This is a genomic window from Arthrobacter sp. H14 (assembly GCF_000520495.1).
Lineage (GTDB): Bacteria > Actinomycetota > Actinomycetes > Actinomycetales > Micrococcaceae > Arthrobacter_C.
Genome location: NZ_KI914644.1, coordinates 130,138 through 147,886, shown reverse-complemented (window position 1 = coordinate 147,886; position 17,749 = coordinate 130,138). Strand labels below are relative to the sequence as shown.

15 protein-coding genes are annotated in these 17,749 nt (G+C 62.4%); 9 read left to right on the top strand and 6 right to left on the bottom strand.

Annotated elements, in window-relative coordinates; genetic code table 11:
- Positions 1-31: 31 nt before the first annotated feature.
- The gene (locus Y707_RS0108395) at positions 32-1,432 is read right to left on the bottom strand and encodes a GntP family permease (protein ID WP_026534749.1); all 1,401 of its coding nucleotides are present in this window, start codon (positions 1,430-1,432) and stop codon (positions 32-34) included.
- 442 nt (positions 1,433-1,874) lie between these two features.
- Here Y707_RS0108395 and Y707_RS0108390 point away from each other — a divergent pair, with 442 nt between their 5' ends.
- The 5 genes from Y707_RS0108390 to Y707_RS0108370 all read left to right on the top strand — a co-directional run bounded on the left by Y707_RS0108390 (position 1,875) and on the right by Y707_RS0108370 (position 8,423).
- A complete protein-coding gene (locus tag Y707_RS0108390; RefSeq protein WP_051441783.1) occupies positions 1,875-2,957 on the top strand; it encodes an RsbRD N-terminal domain-containing protein in 1,083 nt (360 codons plus the stop codon).
- A gap of 120 nt (positions 2,958-3,077) precedes the next feature.
- Positions 3,078-3,713, top strand: a complete 636-nt coding sequence (locus Y707_RS0108385) for an RraA family protein (protein ID WP_035780849.1) — start codon at positions 3,078-3,080, stop codon at positions 3,711-3,713.
- Between the two features lie 40 nt (positions 3,714-3,753).
- A complete protein-coding gene (locus Y707_RS0108380) occupies positions 3,754-5,019 on the top strand; it encodes an ArgE/DapE family deacylase (RefSeq protein ID WP_026534746.1) in 1,266 nt (421 codons plus the stop codon).
- Between the two features lie 355 nt (positions 5,020-5,374).
- Positions 5,375-7,021, top strand: coding sequence for a thiamine pyrophosphate-dependent enzyme (locus Y707_RS0108375; RefSeq protein ID WP_026534745.1), 1,647 nt, complete (start codon positions 5,375-5,377; stop codon positions 7,019-7,021).
- 28 nt (positions 7,022-7,049) lie between these two features.
- On the top strand, positions 7,050-8,423 hold the full coding sequence (locus Y707_RS0108370; RefSeq protein ID WP_026534744.1) for an NAD-dependent succinate-semialdehyde dehydrogenase: 1,374 nt from the start codon (positions 7,050-7,052) through the stop codon (positions 8,421-8,423).
- 89 nt (positions 8,424-8,512) lie between these two features.
- Here the strand turns inward: Y707_RS0108370 and Y707_RS33465 are convergent, their stop codons facing one another.
- Both Y707_RS33465 and Y707_RS0108360 read right to left on the bottom strand, forming a co-directional pair.
- Positions 8,513-8,614, bottom strand: a complete 102-nt coding sequence (locus tag Y707_RS33465; RefSeq protein ID WP_442853284.1) for an MFS transporter small subunit — start codon at positions 8,612-8,614, stop codon at positions 8,513-8,515.
- Positions 8,615-8,616: 2 nt separating this feature from the next.
- Positions 8,617-10,011 carry an OFA family MFS transporter gene (locus tag Y707_RS0108360; RefSeq protein ID WP_026534743.1) on the bottom strand — a complete coding sequence of 465 codons (1,395 nt, stop codon included), beginning with the start codon at positions 10,009-10,011 and terminating at the stop codon, positions 8,617-8,619.
- Between the two features lie 510 nt (positions 10,012-10,521).
- On the opposite strand from Y707_RS0108360, the gene Y707_RS24470 reads away from it, so the two are divergent.
- The 4 genes from Y707_RS24470 to Y707_RS0108335 all read left to right on the top strand — a co-directional run bounded on the left by Y707_RS24470 (position 10,522) and on the right by Y707_RS0108335 (position 14,054).
- Entirely contained in the window at positions 10,522-11,154 is a 633-nt protein-coding gene (locus Y707_RS24470; RefSeq protein WP_051441781.1) for a carboxymuconolactone decarboxylase family protein, read from the top strand.
- Between the two features lie 36 nt (positions 11,155-11,190).
- The gene (locus Y707_RS0108345) at positions 11,191-11,964 is read left to right on the top strand and encodes an SDR family oxidoreductase (protein ID WP_026534742.1); all 774 of its coding nucleotides are present in this window, start codon (positions 11,191-11,193) and stop codon (positions 11,962-11,964) included.
- 20 nt (positions 11,965-11,984) lie between these two features.
- On the top strand, positions 11,985-13,157 hold the full coding sequence (locus tag Y707_RS0108340; RefSeq protein WP_026534741.1) for an acyl-CoA dehydrogenase family protein: 1,173 nt from the start codon (positions 11,985-11,987) through the stop codon (positions 13,155-13,157).
- 90 nt (positions 13,158-13,247) lie between these two features.
- A complete protein-coding gene (locus tag Y707_RS0108335; protein WP_026534740.1) occupies positions 13,248-14,054 on the top strand; it encodes an IclR family transcriptional regulator in 807 nt (268 codons plus the stop codon).
- Here the strand turns inward: Y707_RS0108335 and Y707_RS0108330 are convergent, their stop codons facing one another.
- The 3 genes from Y707_RS0108330 to Y707_RS0108320 are packed head-to-tail and all read right to left on the bottom strand — an operon-like array spanning position 14,055 to position 17,714.
- Positions 14,055-14,987 (bottom strand): hydroxymethylglutaryl-CoA lyase, encoded by a 933-nt coding sequence (locus Y707_RS0108330; protein ID WP_026534739.1) that lies wholly within the window; start codon positions 14,985-14,987, stop codon positions 14,055-14,057.
- Positions 14,984-16,231 (bottom strand): CaiB/BaiF CoA transferase family protein, encoded by a 1,248-nt coding sequence (locus Y707_RS0108325; RefSeq protein WP_026534738.1) that lies wholly within the window; start codon positions 16,229-16,231, stop codon positions 14,984-14,986. Before Y707_RS0108325 ends, Y707_RS0108330 begins: the two co-directional genes overlap by 4 nt.
- A gap of 13 nt (positions 16,232-16,244) precedes the next feature.
- On the bottom strand, positions 16,245-17,714 hold the full coding sequence (locus Y707_RS0108320; RefSeq protein ID WP_026534737.1) for a GntP family permease: 1,470 nt from the start codon (positions 17,712-17,714) through the stop codon (positions 16,245-16,247).
- Between the last annotated feature and the right edge of the window lie 35 nt (positions 17,715-17,749).

The following is a 17,749-nucleotide window of genomic DNA, read 5'->3' as shown; positions in this document are numbered from 1 at the left end:
GTGGCGGGGAGTCAGAGGGCCGGTTCCCAGCCTAAATAACCAGACTCGCGGCCATGATCAGACCCAGTGAGATCACCGACGCTATGGACATGGGGAGGGTGAGGGTCTTCAAGGTGCCTTGTGTCGATAGCCCGAGCAGCGGTTGGAAGATCCAGAAAAAGTTGCTGTTCAGGTGTATGCCAAACAACGCACCCGATGCTGCGGCGAGGGCGACCAGCACGGTCGGGACGTCGACCGATCCAAGGACGGGAGCCAAGATTCCACCTGCGGTGATGATGGCGACCGTCGCGGATCCCAAAGCAATCTCAAGGATCACTGCAATCAGCCATGCCAGAAACAGCGGCGCGAGAATGCCCGCCGAGAAGTAGTTACCGAGGATGTCCCCCAGGCCGGTCTGCCCAATGACCGCGGCCAGGGAGCCGCCGACGCCGGTGATAATCAGGACGATGCCGCTTTCCCGGAAGCCGTTGCCAATGGCGGAGTCTGCCCGTTCTTTCGACAGGTAACCCCAGGCGAGCAGGTACGCGGAAACCAAAGCCGCGAAAATGGCGATTACCGGATTTCCGATGAACGAGATGATCCCCGACTCCACGCCCGCGATCTTGGCGATCACGCCGGATGAAACCATTATCAGCGCGATGATGACCGGCAACAGCGAGATCCGCAGCGGAGGGTAGTGATTACTCACCAGTTCTGTCGGCGCGCTCGATGTACTCCCATGTACGGCGGGTGTCGTCGTGCTGCTGCTGTCTGGCGCGACGGCCACGGCAGCTTTGGTTCTTTCCACGGCCATCTCGTCCTTCTCCGGATTCCACAGTCCTCGGTTGACCAGCCAGCCATAGAAGAGGATGGTGAGCACAGCTGTGGGGATCGCGACCAAGATCCCGGCGACGAACATGAGGCCGAGGGACACCTCAAGCAGGCCGGCGATTGCCACCGCTGCAGCGCCCGGAACGACAAAAACCAGGCCCACATTGATGCCAAGCGCCAACGCTGTGCTCATTTTGGCCATCCCGCCCTTACCCAGGCGGGGCGCCAACGAACGAACGAGCGGGGCCATTAGGACCAACAGAACGTCCCCATAGATGACGGGAAAGAAGGTGGTAAGGGTGACGCTGGATGCAAGTGGCAGTTTCTGGGGAGCAAACATCCTGAGCAGCTTGTCGACAATGCTCTGAAGTGTTCCCATCTCCGCCAACAGCGACCCCAGCAGGACACCCATCGCAATAATCAAACCGACGGCGGCCATAATTTCGCCGAACCCCGTGGAGAGTACCTCTGCGGTTCCCTGGAATCCCAACCCGGCGGCCAGTCCCAGGTAGATCGAACCGGCAAGCAGCGAGATTACCGGACCGATGCGGGCCACCATGATGAGCAGAATTATTACTGTTATCGCGACGCCCGTGTGGACCAAAACCAATATGTCGCTCACGTCATTTCCTTCCTACAGGTTTCTATGCTTGCAACAGCTTGCCAGTGACTGGAGTCACAGAACAATGACACAACGTCGCCATTTCAGCGATCGACATTGGGCAAATGCCCATCCCGGTCCCTGTGCTGAGCCGGTGTGCGACTGCTCGCCATGCACGACGAACTCAAGTTTTTGGCCGCCCAGTTGGAGTCGGCCAAGCCGATTGTGGTGTAGTCGCGTTCCAAGCTGCGGCCGTGTTCAATATGAATTTCCGCGGCAAAAGAAGCCTCGGGGCCGGAACCTAAGCAATCTATGCGGGATACCGGCCAACTAGTGACCGGCAACCAACTTTGCTGGTTAGACTGTGCCAATGCACGCTCCCCTATCCGGACGGATATACCGAGGAAGCGACCAGACCCGTTGGCGGGAGCTGACCAATGCGCTCCAAGAGAAACTTCCTCTCATGCAGGAAGACTTCGCCGAAAGGGTCGTGAGCATTTCAGAATACTCAAGATCCGCTGTTTCAGATGACGATCTGCGCAGCACAGCGGCCGCATCCATCGAACTGATATTGCGGGCTCTGGCGAGTGACGATGAGCGTTCACCGTTATTGGAATTTGCCACCGATCTCGGTGATAAACGGGCTCATCAGGGGCTGCCCGCCGAGGCACTCGTGTCCGCCGTCCGGCTCAATTTCCCCATAATCTGGACCACCCTGCTGTCCGTTTCCTCTCCGGCAGATGCGGCCCTCCTGATTCATAAAGCCGAAGAAGTTTGGCGCGTAGTAGACGATTATGCGGCGGCAACACACTCAAGCTACTTGGCTGCGCGGGTGAACATGGCGCAAGAGGAAGCCGGCGTCAGGCAGGAGTTCATATCAGCTCTTTTTAGCTCCCAAGGCCGGTTGCCGGAGACCCGCGAACGATTCGCGAAGGCATTCGGCGTGGACGCCTCATCCCCCTTCGGCATCGCCGTCGTCCAGGAACGGGCGTCGGCAACGCTGCGCCAGCTCGCCGCCCGTCCGAATCAAAGCTCCAGACTGTTTCTTCATCAGATGGAGGACGTCACCTACGCTTTCTGGCCCACCCCATACGCAATTCATTCCTACGATGCACCGCCCCTCCCACCTGGTTTGGAAACGATACCCTGCGGCGTGGCCACCTCTTTCGAAGGTCTGGTTGGTTTGGCTGCCGCAGGACGAATTGCGGCCGCGTTGTCGGAACTGCACTCGAAAGGTGACGGTGGTCCACTTGCTGTCACCGCTGGATGGACCCGCCTCGCACATGCCCGGCTTCAGTCCATTGGAGTGGATCTGGCGGGGAATTTGGACCAGCAACTCTCCGCCCATTGCCGCAATGACGAAATTGAGCGACTGCGGGAAACCGTCTTGTGCTACTCGGCCACGGGCAACGTTAATGAAACGGCGGCGCAACTGTACTGCCATCGGAACACCATTCTCAACAGGCTCCGCCGATTTAAGCAGGTCACTGGCATAGATGTAGTGGTTCCCGGTCAAGCCGCGCGGGCTGTGGTGGCCTGGGGATAGGCAAAGATGTGCACATGCCTAATCTCCCGGTCCCAAATCTGTGCACGACTGTATTGTCAGGCGATAAACCAAACGGGGATAGTAGTTCAGTAGCAGCCATTTCGATTCAGATGAGGCCTCATGACTTCAAGCATCCGACGGACTGACACCAAGGAATTGTTGAAACAACTCCAAAACGTGGAACTGCCCACTCTGGGGCATTTTTTGGAGAACGGTTTCTTACCCCCGGAAATCCGGACGATGGTCCCTGGGGTGCGTATGATCGGCGTTGCCACTACTGCCCGGGTTCCAGACGCTGACGCGGTTGCCATCAACGAAGCTCTGCTGCGGCTTCAACCCGGTGAGGTTCTTGTGCTGGACATGGCCGGGGACCGCCTTCATGCTCCGGTTGGCTCCGTTACCAGCGCCGTCGCTCGTTCCAGGAAATGCGCCGGAATCCTTGTCGACGGCCCCGTCACGGACGTTACGGAGCTTGCGTCTGGAACGCTTCCCGTCTTCGCCCGTGGCAGCACCTGCCTCACGACCAAACGGCATGCATCCGGACACGCGGAATTCGGGACTTCCGTCCGCGTTGCCGGTGTGGATGTGCGGCCAGGCGATATCGTCTTGGGTGACGATAACGGAGTGCTCGTGCTGGACCCCCTCCTGGACCCGGATATCGTCCGTCAAGCAGCAGAATCCGATCAGGCAGAACCGGATATCCTCAAGCGCATCGCGTCGGGTGAGCCGCTGGAACACATCCTGTATCTGGGTTGAGTCGGAAAAAGCAATGCCCCGTCCTATGGAAGGAACCAGCATGACAACTGCTGAAATCAAGGACCGCATCCTTGCCGCGGTCGACGTCGCCTTCGATGAGCAGATTACCTTCACCGCTGAACTCATCAAGTGTCCGTCGACCCGCACGCAGGAGGCCGGCATCCAGGACTTTATGTACCGCTCGATGGAGCGCCGCGGGCTGGAGATGGACCGCTGGGAGATCGACTCGGCGGAACTGCGGGCCCATCCCGGGTACGGCCCTTCCACGGTTTCCTATGACGGCATGGTCAACGTCGTCGGAAGCTACCGGCCGACGACTGTCAAGGGACGGTCGCTGATCCTGAACGGACACGTCGACGTCGTTCCGACCGGTCCCGAGGACACCTGGAGTCGCGGGCCGTGGGAGGCGCCGGTCATCGATGGTTGGCTGTACGGACGCGGCAGCGGCGACATGAAGGCTGGTCTGGCCGCAAACCTGTTCGCCCTGGATGCGATCCGCGCTGCGGGGCTGGCTCCGACCGCGCCGATCCATGTCCAGTCGGTGCCGGAAGAGGAATGCACCGGAAATGGTTCCTTGGCGGCACTGTTGCAGGGCTACACGGCCGATGCCGTGGTTATTCCGGAGCCGGAGGAGAACATGCTGGTCCGGGCAAACGTGGGTGTCCTGTGGTTCAAGATCCGCGTTTCCGGCCGCCCGACCCACCCACGGGAAATGGGCGAAGGCTTCAATGCGATCGACGCGGCATACACCGTAATGGGCCAGTTGCGGAAACTGGAGGAGACCTGGAACTCGGAGAAATCCGCACACCGGTACTTCGAAGAACTGGATCATCCGATCAACTTCAATTTCGGTGGGATCCGGGGCGGTGATTGGCCCTCCAGTGTTCCGGCATGGTGCGAAATCGATGTTCGGGCCGCGGTCTATCCCGGCGTTACAGCGGACGACGCCTGGCAGCAGGTTCAGGACTGCCTGCATGCCACTGAGCTGCCCCTGACCGTCGAGAAGACCGGGTTCTACTCCGAGGGCTACGTCCTGGATGAGGGTTCCGATGCGGAGCAAACCCTCGCGGCTGCCCACCGGAAGGCCTTCGGCACGGAGCTTCAAACTTTCACCACGCCTGGTTATCTGGACGGCCGGGTCTTCACGCTTTACGGCGGGATCCCGAGCCTGGTATACGGTCCGGTTTCCGAAGCCATCCACGGATTCGACGAGCGCGTACAGCTGGAATCAGTCCGCAACGTCACCAAGGCGATCGCGTTGTTTATCGCCGATTGGTGCGGAGTGGAAGAGTCGGAGGGTCTGTAACACCCACACAGGCATACCTGTACGGCATGACCATACGACTTTTTGTGTATTAGACAGCATGGATCAAGGCTCCGCATACTGAATAGAAGGTTCCACTCGCAACGACGGAATGGCGGAGACCGCATATTTTCGACACCCTCTACACCAACCTCTTCCGCAAGGTTCACGACCTCCGCGGTGCCGCCGTCGTCCCCGGTTTCAACGATGCCCACTGCCACTTGTCCTCGCCCCGGAAGCCATCGAGGACGTGAAGGTGATGGCCACCGTCGTCGGCAGCCATCTGGCGTACGGACAACTTTAAGCACTCTCAGGGCCGGTCGGTTCCTGTTACTACCAGCATTCAAGGAGTAGAAACGTGGAGAACAAACACGCGGGCCAAGCCATCGTCGATTCACTGTCCCTGCATGGCGTGAACCGGGTATTTGCCGTTCCGGGAGAGAGCTACCTGGCCGTGCTCGACGGGTTGCATGGGGCGAATATCGAAACTGTCGTCTGCCGCCAGGAAGGCGGTGCGGCGTACATGGCTGAAGCCCACGGCAAGTTCACCGGCGAGCCCGGTGTAGCCATGGTGACCCGGGGTCCTGGTGCGGCCAACGCCTTCGTCGCAGTCCATTCCGCTTGGCAGGACGCGACGCCGATGGTGCTGTTTGTCGGTTTGGTTCCGGTCAATGACCGGCAGCGCGAATCGTTCCAGGAGTTCGATCCGAATGCTTGGTTCGGCACGCAGTCCAAGCGGGTCTTCGTCCTCGAAGAAGCCGAGCGTGCCTCCGAAGTGGTTGCCGAGGCGTTCTTCGCAGCCAAGTCCGGCCGGCCGGGTCCGGTGATCGTCGGCCTGCCTGAAGACATCATCACCGAAAAGTTCTCCGGTGGCCTGCATCCGGTCCTGCCTGTGACCGAAGGCGCTGTCTCGGGTACCGAACTGGAGCAGCTCAAGACCACCCTGTCGAAAGCCGAGCGCCCGCTGATTTACGTCGGCGGACCCCGCTGGACGCCGTCGTCGTCTGCAGCTATTACGCGCTTCGCCGAGGTCAACGGAATCCCCGCGATCCAGGACTGGCGCGCCTCCGACCGCGTCCCCTTCAACTCGGAAGTCAATACCGGTTGGCTCGGCTACGGCCGCAATGAGCAGTCCGCTCGGATGTTGGCCGACGCCGACGTCCTGCTGGCGATCAGTGCGCTGCTCACCGACGTGCCCACCGACGGCTACTCCCTCCGCCAGGACATGGACGCCACCAACATCCTGGTCAATATCGACACCGCACTGCGCGGACGCAGCGGTGCGGTATCCCAACACATCCTGGCAACACCAGTTGCCTTCGCCGACGCGGTCGAAGGTCTCGACCTGGGCCAGGCGGAACGCTGGCAGCAATGGCGCCGGGGTGGCCGCGATGCACAGGAGAAAGCCGCTGCGCTTCCGACGGCGGACCAACTTCCGGCAACGCGCGAAGGCACCGCACACATGACTGCCGTTGTCGGCGAAATCGCCGCGCGGGTGCCCAACGACGCCGTGTACACCTTTGGTGCCGGAAACCATTGCGCGTGGGCGCAGTACTACCTGCCGACGAATGTCTTCCCCAGCCAGCTGAGCACCCGCAACGGGTCCATGGGCTACAGCGTTCCGGCCGCGGTCGCGGCGTCGCTGCAGTCACCGGAGCGGCTGACGGTGACGGTTGCCGGAGACGGTGAGTTCCTGATGAACGGGCAGGAATTCGCCACCGCGATGCAATACGGGGCGGCGATGTTGATCGTCGTGATGGACAATGGCCAGTACGGCACCATCCGCGCACACCAGGAGAACCACTTTCCGGGACGGGTCAGCGGCACGCAGCTGGCCAACCCGGACTTTGCCGCTTATGCCCGGTCATTCGGTGGCCATGGCGAAACCGTCAGCGCCGACGACGAGGCTCCGGGCGCCGTCGAACGTGCGTTGAAGGCGGTGCAGGATCAGCGTGTCCCGGCTATCATCCACGTCATGACCGACCAGCAGATTCTAGTTCCGTAAGGAACCGCCACAGAGAAGGAGAAACCGCATGAGTGTTTATGCCGTCAAGAATCCCGCCACCGGCGAGACCGTCAAGGAATACGACACCGCCGCCGACAGCGATATCCAGGCAGCGCTGGCCTCCGCGGACAACGCTTTCGAGGCGTGGGACAAGAGTCCCCTGCCCGAACGCGTGAAGCTGCTGAGCCGGGTGGCCGAGATTTACACCGAGCGCCGTGATGAACTTGCCGCGATCATTACGCGTGAAATGGGGAAGCCAGCCGCGCAGGCCGGAATGGAAATCGACATCGTCGCCTCCATCTATAAGTACTACGCCGACAACGGCCCCGGCTTCCTGGAAGATGAGGAGCTGGAGGTGGCCGCGGGCGGCAAGGCACTGGTCCGCAAGGAAGGCCTGGGCGTGGTGTTCGGCATCATGCCGTGGAACTTCCCCTATTACCAGGTCGCACGGTTCGCCGCACCGAACCTGATGAATGGCAACACTGTGTTGTTGAAACATGCACCGCAGTGTCCGGAGTCGGCGCTGGCCATGGAACAGATTTTCAAGGACGCTGGCGCCCCGGAAGGTGCCTACGTCAATGTCTTCGCCACGAACGATCAGGCCGCGGACATTATCGCCGACCCGCGGGTGCAGGGCGTCTCCCTGACCGGGTCCGAGCGGGCCGGCTCTGCCGTCGCCGAGATCGCCGGCCGGAACCTGAAGAAGGTCGTCCTGGAGCTCGGCGGATCGGACCCCTTCCTGGTGCTCGAATCCGCCAACGTGAAGAAGGCAGCGAAGAATGCGATGATCGGCCGGTTCGGCAATGCCGGGCAGGCCTGCAACGCCGCCAAGCGGATCATCGTGGACGAGAAGGTACACGATGAGTTCGTCGACCACTTCACCTCCGCCGTCACCGGCATCAAGGTGGGCGATCCATCCGAGGCGGATACGTTCATGGGTCCGCTGTCCTCCGAAGGCGCCTTGGAAACCCTGATCGGGCAGGTCGAGGACGCTATCGCCAAGGGCGCCACAGTCCTCACCGGCGGGTCCAGGATTGACCAGCCGGGCTGGTGGTTCCAGCCAACGATCCTGACCGGCGTGACCGAGGATATGCGCGCATTCTCCGAGGAACTCTTCGGCCCGGTGGCGGTTGTCTACAAGGTGTCCTCCGAAGATGAAGCCGTCGCGCTGGCCAACAACACCGTGTACGGGCTTGGCGCATCCATCCAGTCCGACGACGCCGAGAGGGCCCAGGCTGTCGCCGACCTGCTGCAGACCGGCATGGTCTACATCAACGAGGCGGAAGGCACGGCCGCGGAACTGCCCTTCGGCGGCGTCAAGCGCTCCGGCGTCGGCCGAGAGCTGGGCAAGTACGGCATGGACGAGTTCGTTAACAAGAAACTCATTCGTACCCGCGGATGACCCTTTGGATTACGACGACGGCGGCACCCGGGTGGGTGCCGCCGTCGTCGTGTTTGGGTTGCTATTTGGTCATCCTGAACCGAGTGTAGTCAGCTGAACAGGGCTGTCACTTTGGTCAGGGTGATGAACAGGCCGTAGCAAAGCGGGATTCCCACCAGTGCCCAGGCGACTGTGACTCGTGCGTTTTCCATTTCTATGACTCCCTTGATTCTGCCCGGACGTTGTCCCGGGGCTTGGCCGGTTCGTGGAATTTCTCATCGACGGGCTTGATCATGAGGTTCGCGATGAAGCCGATGATCAGCAGGCCGACCATGGTCAACAGTGCCGGTTGGTAGGCCGCGGCGGTCAGCTCGCCCGGGGTGCCCTGCGCATCCAGGAAGGCATTGACGATCAGCGGTCCGGCGATGCCCGCGGCGGACCAGGCGGTGAGCATGCGGCCGTGGATAGCACCGACCTGGAACGTGCCGTACAGGTCGCGGAGGTAGGCAGGCAGGGTGGCGAAGCCGCCTCCGTAGAACGAGATGATCACGAACGCCAGGACCACGTACAGTGCCGTGGCACTCGAACCAGCCAGCGCAAGCACCAAATACAGTCCAGCGCCGACGCCGAGATAGACCATGTAGATCCGCTTGCGGCCGATGTGGTCCGAGGTGGTGGACCAGCCGAAGCGTCCAGCCATGTTCGCGATGGACAACAGACCGACGAAGCCACTGGCGACGCCGACGCTCACCAGCGAGACGCCGTCGGGCTGGCGGAAGAAGTCGCGGATCATGGGCGCGGCCTGTTCGAGGATGCCGATGCCGGCGGTCACGTTGCAGAACAGTGCGATCCAGATCAGCCAGAACTGCTTGGTCCGGATCGAGTTGGCGGCGGAGACGTGGTTGGAGGTGACGAGCGATTTTGCCTTCACCTTCGAGGGATCGAACCCGGCCGGCTTCCAGTCCTCGGCGGGGACCCTGATGGTTAAGGCGCCGAAGAGCATGTAGACGAGGTAGATGACGGCCAGAGTAATGAACAGCATGCCGACGGCTTCACCGCTGGCAACCCAGCCTTCCGTGCCGGAGTCCGGGTCGTAGGCGGACAGCAAGAAGGCCGAGAGCGGGCTGGCGATCAGGGCACCGCCGCCGAAGCCCATGATGGCCATGCCGGTGGCGAGTCCCGGGCGGTCCGGGAACCATTTGATCAGCGTGGAGACCGGGGAAATGTAGCCGATGCCCAGGCCGATGCCGCCGATGACGCCGTAGCCGAGGTAGACGAGCCACAGTTGGTTAGTGAAAATTCCGAGCGCTCCGACCAGGAATCCGCTGGTCCAGAAGAGCGCCGACGTGAACATGGCTTTACGGGGGCCGCTCTTGTCGACCCAGGTGCCCATCACGGCGGCGGACAGGCCGAGCATTACGATCGCGAGCGAAAAAATAATACCGATCTGGGTGAGGCTCGCATCGAAATGCTCAACCAGGGCCGTTTTGTAAACGCTGGTGGCGTAGGCCTGCCCGATGCACAGATGGACAGCCAATGCTGCCGGTGGAATCAGCCAGCGGTTGAAGCCTGGTGGGGCGACAGTACGCTCCCGGTCGAGCCAACCCATGTGAAACTCCTTTGTCGCGTCCGGCCGCGAGGAAGCACGGCCTCCTCGCTATTGTGCAGTAGGTCACACATTCTCGCATTCATAAATAGAGGCGAAAGGGGTGCATGCGGCGAACGGTAGCAATTCCGCGATGAACGGCACTGCTTGCCCGGCATGGCGGGTCTGCTGGCAACCGGCCCGTTCCTGGAGCCCAACCTCGACGGTATGAGAACCGACATCAAACTCGTCGCGGTACTTTTGTTGATGCTGAACCGTCTCCTGCTCATGCCGTTGATGAACAAGCTGGACCGGATGCGCATTGATAGCACGTTCGTAGGCCGGACCACGGGGCAGCGGGTCCTATGCTCTTCTGCCTGTTGGTCTCGCAGATTTGCTGGTGGACGGCGATTGCCCGTCGGCTTTATTGACGCGGAAATGTAAACCCGGCAACACATCTTCCCACCTGTGCGTGCCTGCGCCCTGGGTTAGAGTCGGTTGTGTGATGCGAGTGCACCTTTTGAAGCAGCCAGCGTGACCGGGAAGGCGAGCGATCCGGGCAAACGGGCGCAGGGCGGCAGGTTTCCGCTGCTTGTCCCCGACCGGCTGTCCAGCGAACAGCGTGTCCTGTATGAAGCAGTCGCCGGACCGCCGCGGGCGGGCGGACCGTTCCTGGTTGTCGACGACGACGGCTGCCTTGCGGGCCCGTTCAACGTCTTGCTCTACTCCCCCGGCATCGGGCAGGCAGTTGAGGCACTGGGCTCCGCGCTGCGTTTTGGCGGGACACTGAGCGACAGGACCCGGGAGCTGGTGATCTGCGCCGTCGCTGCCGCACTGGACTCGGACTACGAATGGTATGCGCACAGCCGGGTGGCCCGGTCGGCTGGAATCAGCCCGGACGAACTGGAGACTCTGCAGGCCGGCCGCATGCTGCAGGGCTTGCCTGCTGATGAGCAGGCTGCCCTCGCCCTCGCCTCCGCCTTGCTGCACGGCCGCGGCGTCGAATCCGACATCCATGCCGAAGCGCTGAAGCACTTCGGCCATGCTGGAATCACTGAGCTGTCGGTACTCGTCGGTTACTACCAAATGCTCGCCGGCCTGCTGGCCGCCGGAGACGTGCCTGCTCCCGGCAGCCCGGAACCTGCACCCGAATACACAGGCCAATAATGAATCACAACCACCAACTGTGGAGGTAAGTTCTTAATGGAAACCGGACTGCAGGAAAAGAACGTACTCGTTCCGGGCTCGAGCTCGGGTATTGGACTCGCGATCGCCCAATCACTCGCCGCTGAGGGTGCCAACGTTGTGCTTGCCGCCCGGCGGGGCGAACTCGTCCGCGAGGAGGCCGCCCGGCTGCCCTCCGCCGTCGGCGTCGAAGTGGACCTGGCCGACGACGACGCTCCGGCGCTGCTCGTCGCGGAAGTGGAAAAGGCATTCGGCCCCATTGACGTGCTGATCCTCAACACCGGCGGTCCGCCGCCCGGCACCGCGGCCGAGGTGGACGACGAACAGATCATGAAATCCGTGCACCAGCTGTTGCTGCAACAGCAGCGCCTGACCTCGCTCGCGCTGCCCGGTATGCGCGAACGCGGTTGGGGCCGGATCATCGCCGTCGGCTCCAGCGGCATCCAGGAACCGCTGCCCGGGCTGGCGCTGTCCAACATCGCCCGGGCGGGACTGGCCGGTTACCTCAAGACGCTGTCCGCGGAAGTCGCGGCCGACGGCGTAACCATCAATATGGTGCTGCCGGGGCGCATCGACACCGACCGGGTGACCACCATTGATGCCGGAGCGGCGAAACGGACTGGACGCAGCGCCGAGGAGGTCCGCGCCGAGTCGGAAGCCTCCATTCCGACTCGCCGTTACGGACGCCCGGAAGAATTCGCCGCCGTCGTGACCTTCCTGGCCAGCACCGCAGCCTCCTACGTCACCGGAGAACAAGTCCGCTGCGACGGCGGTCTGGTCCGCAGCTACTGATCCGCTCTCGAAAGGCACCAATGACTGATACGGCAGATCTGATTGGCATCGACTCGCTCCTGAGCGATGAAGAAAAATCCCTGCGGGCGGATGTCCGCTCCTTCGTGGACACGGCCATCAAACCGAACATCGCGGAGTGGTACGAAAACGCCGTCTTCCCGCTGGAAATCGTGCCGGAGATGGCCAAGCTCGGCCTGCTCGGCATGCATCTGCAGGGCTACGGCTGCCCGGGCCGCACCGCCGTCGACTATGGCTTGGCCGCTCTTGAACTTGAGGCCGGCGATTCGGGGCTGCGCACCTTTGTCAGCGTCCAGGGCTCGCTTGCGATGAGCGCCATCTCCAAGCACGGCTCCGAAGATCAGAAAAACGAGTGGTTGGCGAAAATGGCCGCTGGAGAGGCAATCGGTTGCTTCGGACTAACCGAGCCGACCGCCGGTTCCGACCCGGGCAGCATGCAGACCTTCGCCCGGCGCGACGGTTCGGGCCCGGACGCCGACTGGATCCTGAACGGAACCAAGCGCTGGATCGGCCTCGCCTCCGTTGCCAAGGTTGCCATCATTTGGGCCATGACCGACGACGGTGTCCGCGGCTTCGTGGTGCCGACCGACACGAACGGGTTCAAGGCCACGGTCATCGACCGGAAACTGTCCATGCGCGCCTCCATCCAATGTGAAATCGAACTGACCGACCTGCGGCTTCCGGCCAGCGCCATGCTCCCGAACGCGAAGGGACTCCGCGGACCGTTCGAGTGCCTGAACGAAGCCCGCTACGGGATCATCTGGGGCGCGATGGGCGCCGCCCGGGACAGCTACCTGACCGCGCTCGAATACTCGCAGCAGCGGCTGCAGTTCGGGAAGCCCCTGGCCGGATACCAGCTGACGCAGGAAAAGCTGGTCAACATGGCGCTCGAAATCAACAAGGGCACCCTGCTGGCTCTGCAGATCGGACGACTGAAGGACGCCGGCCAGCTGCAGCCACACCAGGTATCGGTAGGCAAACTGAACAACTGCCGTGAAGCCATCCAGATCTGCCGTGACGCGCGGGCCATGCTCGGCGGCAACGGCATCACGCTGGACTACTCACCGCTGCGGCATGCCAACAATCTGGAAAGCGTCCGAACCTACGAAGGCACCGACGAGGTTCACACCCTGATCCTCGGTAACCACATCACCGGGACGCCCGCCTTCCGGTAAGCGACCACTTCCGCCCGGAGTTGAGGATGTCGACGTCGGTTCTTCCGTGCCCGAGGATGGCGTCTGCTCTGTGGACCATAGGATTGATGTATGCCTGCCCAGAACAGCCGCGGTCCCGCCCCTCTACTTGTCCTGAACAAGATCAGCGATATTTTGGGCGCCTTTTCGTTGGCCCGTCCTGAACTATCACTGACCGAGATCCGGGAAGCCACGGGCCTTCCGACGTCGACGGTGCAGCGCCTGGTCGGCAATCTGGTGACCCACGGGTTCCTGGACCGGGTCGATGACCGGTACCGGGTTGGCATAAAGATGTCGTATTGGGCGGCCCCGGCGACTCAGGGTGTGGAGATCCTGGAAATCCTCAAACCGGTCCTGAACGAACTGCGGGATGAACTCGGTGAAACGGTCGGCTTTTTCCAAAGCTCCCTGAACTACCGTGTCTGCGTAGCCGTGGCCGAGACGCACCACATGCTGCGCCGCGACATGCGCGTTGGCCGGATCCTGCCCTTGCACGCCGGCTCCGCCGGAAGGGTCCTGCTGGCGTGGGATCCGGAGCTGGCCAAACGCGTCCTCGCCTCGGAGCTGGACCAGTTAACCGAAAGCACGATTACGGACACCGAGTCGCTACGCCTCGCCATCGAGCAGACTCGGAACGACGGCTATGCAATTACGACCGGTGAACGCGAATCAAGCGCGAGCGGGTTGTCGGCCCCAGTATTCAATGCCCAGGCGGACCTGGTGGGCGCGTTGACCATCATGGGGCCGACGCTCCGGATGCCGCGCGAACTCTGCGACCAGTGGGTGGAAAAACTGCTCGAGGGAGCCGAACAGATCACCCGAATGACCGGCGGACGCTGGCCGTCCGAGCGCGGCGGTCCGGTTGACTCTGTGCAGTAATCAGGCGCTTTGGATAACCCATTCGAAGGCTGAGGCCTTGGATCGGGTTCCCTGCGCCGATTTGGATCGGTTGGCTTCGCCAAGTTCGGTGATGACGCCTTCACCGAGCCGCACCAGATCGGCGAAGTTTTCAGGGTTCAGCCAGTCCGGCCGCATGGCGAACAGCAGGTCCTCGGTCGAGGTGTTACCTGAAGCTCCCGGGGCGAATGGACATCCGCCGAGGCCGCCGAGCGCGCCGTCAATCGTGTCGGCACCGGCATCGATGGCGGCGAGTGCGTTGGCGACTCCCATGCCCCAGGTGTCGTGGCCGTGGTAGACGACGCCAAGTTCCGGAGCGGACTGCCGCACCCTGCTGATCAAGGAGGAGACTTCCCCCGGAGCGGCCTGCCCGAGCGTGTCGCAAATGACGACGTCGCTCACGCCCTTCCCGCGCGGGTCCTCCACGAGCTTCAGCACCCGGTCCGGGTCGATCTGCCCCTCGAAGGGGCAGGTGAAGGACGTGGCCAGGCACAGCTGAATGGTTGCCCCGGCGTCGCGCGCATTCTGGATCGCCTGCGGCAGTGCCTCCATGCTGGCTTCCGTGGTCCGGCCGATGTTGGCCTTATTATGAGCGTCGGAAACACTCAGGCAGTACTGCATGTTCCGCGCACCGGCCGCTGCTGCCTTCTCCACGTGCCGTGGTGTTGCGACCCAGATCCAGCACTTTTCCAGTTCGTCCGGCGTCAGTGCCTCGATCAGTTCAACGGTGTTGGCCATCGGCGGCACCAGGTCGGGGCGCGCCATCGAACCGATTTCAATCGCGGGCACTCCGGCGGCGAGCAGGGACCGTACGATCTCCACTTTCCGCTCCACCGGAAGCACTCCCCCGGTCAGCTGCAGGCCGTCCCGGAGCGTCACATCGCGCAGCAGGGGTCCGTTTACACTCGGGTTCATACCAGCTCCATTTCCATCCGTGCCATGATGTCCGTCGCTTCGTCCGGCGACTTGCCCAGCAGGCCTTCCAGTACCTCGCGGGTGTCGGCACCCAGATCCGGACCCAGATGCCTGATCGGCAACGACTGCCCTCCGATGACCGGCGTGATCCCCGGAAACGCGACGTCGAAGAGCGTCTCCTCGCCGGTGGAGACATCGAACCGCTGGATCATGTTCCGGGCGGCGTACTGCTCATCCGTGACAATATCGGCAGCCGTATAAATCGGCCCGGCCGGGACCCCTGCGTCGTCGAGCACCTCCAGCGCTTCCTTCGCCGTTCGCGCGGCTGTCCACCCGCCAATCGCCGCATCCAGTTCCTCGCGCCTGGCCCAGCGGTCGGCGTTGGTCTGGAGTCCGGGATCGCTGCCCAAATCGGGGCGCCCAATGGCCTCCATGTAGCGGGTGAAGATCCGGTCACCATTGCCGGCGACGACGATGCTTCCGCCGCCAGCGCAAACATAGGCGTTCGACGGCGCGATCCCTTCCATCCGTCCGCCGGTCCGTTCCCGGTTGACGCCGTAGGCGCTGTGATCCGGGACCAGAGATTCCATCATCGAGAACATGGACTCGTTCAGAGCCACATCGATCATTCGGTGGCTGAGCGGTATCGGCGTACCGCCGCGCTTCGCTTCCCCTTCATACAACGCCATGACCGAGCCGAAGGCGGCATACAGGCCGGCGATAGAGTCACCGATGGAGACGCCAACGCGTACCGGAGGGCGGTCCGGGTCACCCACCAGTTCACGGAAACCGCCGAACGCCTCGGCGACGGCGGCGAACCCGGGACGCTGCGACATCGGACCGGTCTGCCCGAAGGCGGAAATCCGGGTGAGGATCAGGTCCGGATTGGTCTCGTTGAGGACCTCGGGTCCCAGGCCCCACTTCTCCAGCGTTCCCGGGCGGAAGTTCTCCAATACGATGTCGGAGTGCGCCACGAGGTCAAGGACCATTCCGCGTCCCTCGTCGGTGCGGAGATCGATGACAACGGACTTCTTATTGCGGTTGATCGTCCGGTAGAGCATGGACGTGTCACCGGCGTACAGCCGCCAGTTCCGCAGCTCGTCTCCGGTGCGGGGACGCTCCACCTTGATCACTTCCGCGCCGAAGTCGGCCAGTAGCCGCCCGGCAGTGGGTGCGGCAATGTAGTTGCCTAGTTCGAGCACCCGGATGCCGTGCAGCGGTGCGATGTCGTTCTTGTTTTCCATCAATGAATCATTCCTAGATAAAGATACTCAGCACCAGGGTGAAGCCGAGGGCGACCACCGAGGCGACGGATACACCCAAGGAACAGCTCTTCAGGGTTCCGCGGGTTGTCTGACCGAGCATCGACTGCAGCAGCCAGAAGGTGTTGGAGGTGACATGGACCAGGAACAGCGAACCTGCACCGGCCGCCAGCGCGATCAGCACAGGGTTGAGTCCAAGGGCCGGAGCGACAGGAGCCAGCAGCCCGGCTGCCGTAATGGCTGAGATGGAAACGGAGCCGACGGCGATATGCAGCACTGCCGCTATTCCCCAGACCACCAGCAGCGGCGCCACCGTCGAGGCGGAGAAGTACTGGCCGAGGACGTCGCCCATTCCGCTGGTGGCGACGATTGCGGCGAGCGAACCGCCAGCACCGGTGAGGATGAGGATCTGGCCGGAATCGTTGAAGCCACTGGCCACGGCTGTCTCGACCCGCTTGGTGCCGATCGTCATCCGGGCAACAAAGCTGGTGCCGAGCAGACCGATCAGCAGGGCGATCACCGGCGTCGACAGGAATTCCGTGACGGCTGAATTGAAGCCGACCATGGTCAAAATTGCGCCGCCACCAATCAGCACCAGAGAGAGGAGCATCGGTGCGAACATCACCAGCAGCCCCGCTTCACGTCCGGGCTTGGCCGCCGGAGTGCGGGACCCATCTGGGAGCAGGCCGACGCCGGTCTGCTGCTTGGAGCTTTCGCCTTCGGTGGCAAGGTTGCCGTCGTCGGACGTGGCACCGGGTATGGGCGTGTCGGAGTTCCCGGACTCGTCCGATTCAACCGAACCCGCCGGCTCCTCGAGGAGTTGCTGCTCGTCCGATTCGGCCTTCCAGAGTCCGCGGTGGATGAAGAAGTTCATGATCATGATCGCCACGACGATGGTCGGAACGATGACGAGCAGTCCGAAGATCAGCATCTCGCCGAGCGGGACGCTCAGGAGGCCGGCAAGGGCAACGGTGGCGACGCCCGGAACCATCAGGACGATGCCGCATTCGAGGCTGATTGCCATTGCGGTGGCCATCTTGGCGGTGCCGTATTTGCCCAGTTTGGGCGCGATGCGGCGGGCGAGCGGGGCGCTCATCACCAGCAGCACATCGAGGAAGATTGACTGAAGTGCCGTACCGATAGTCAGGCCGAGCGCGTAAGGGACACCCTTGGGCCCGAAGACGTGCAGCAGCTTATCGACCAGTTTCCGGATGGCGCCCATCTCATTGAGGAGCGCTCCCATCAGGACGCCCCAGGCGATCAACAAACCGATTTCGAACATGATGTCGCCGAAACCGCGCATGATCGTTTCCGTGGTCTTGGTAACGCCCAGTCCGGTGGAGAGACCCAGAATCGCCGCACCGATCACCAGCGCGATGGCGGGGTTCACCCGGAGTTTCAGGATCATCACCACGATGGCGATGATGGACGCCGCCGTGATGCTTAGTATTTGCCAATCTTCCATAATTTTTCCTCGTAGTCCTCAATCCCAGGATGCTG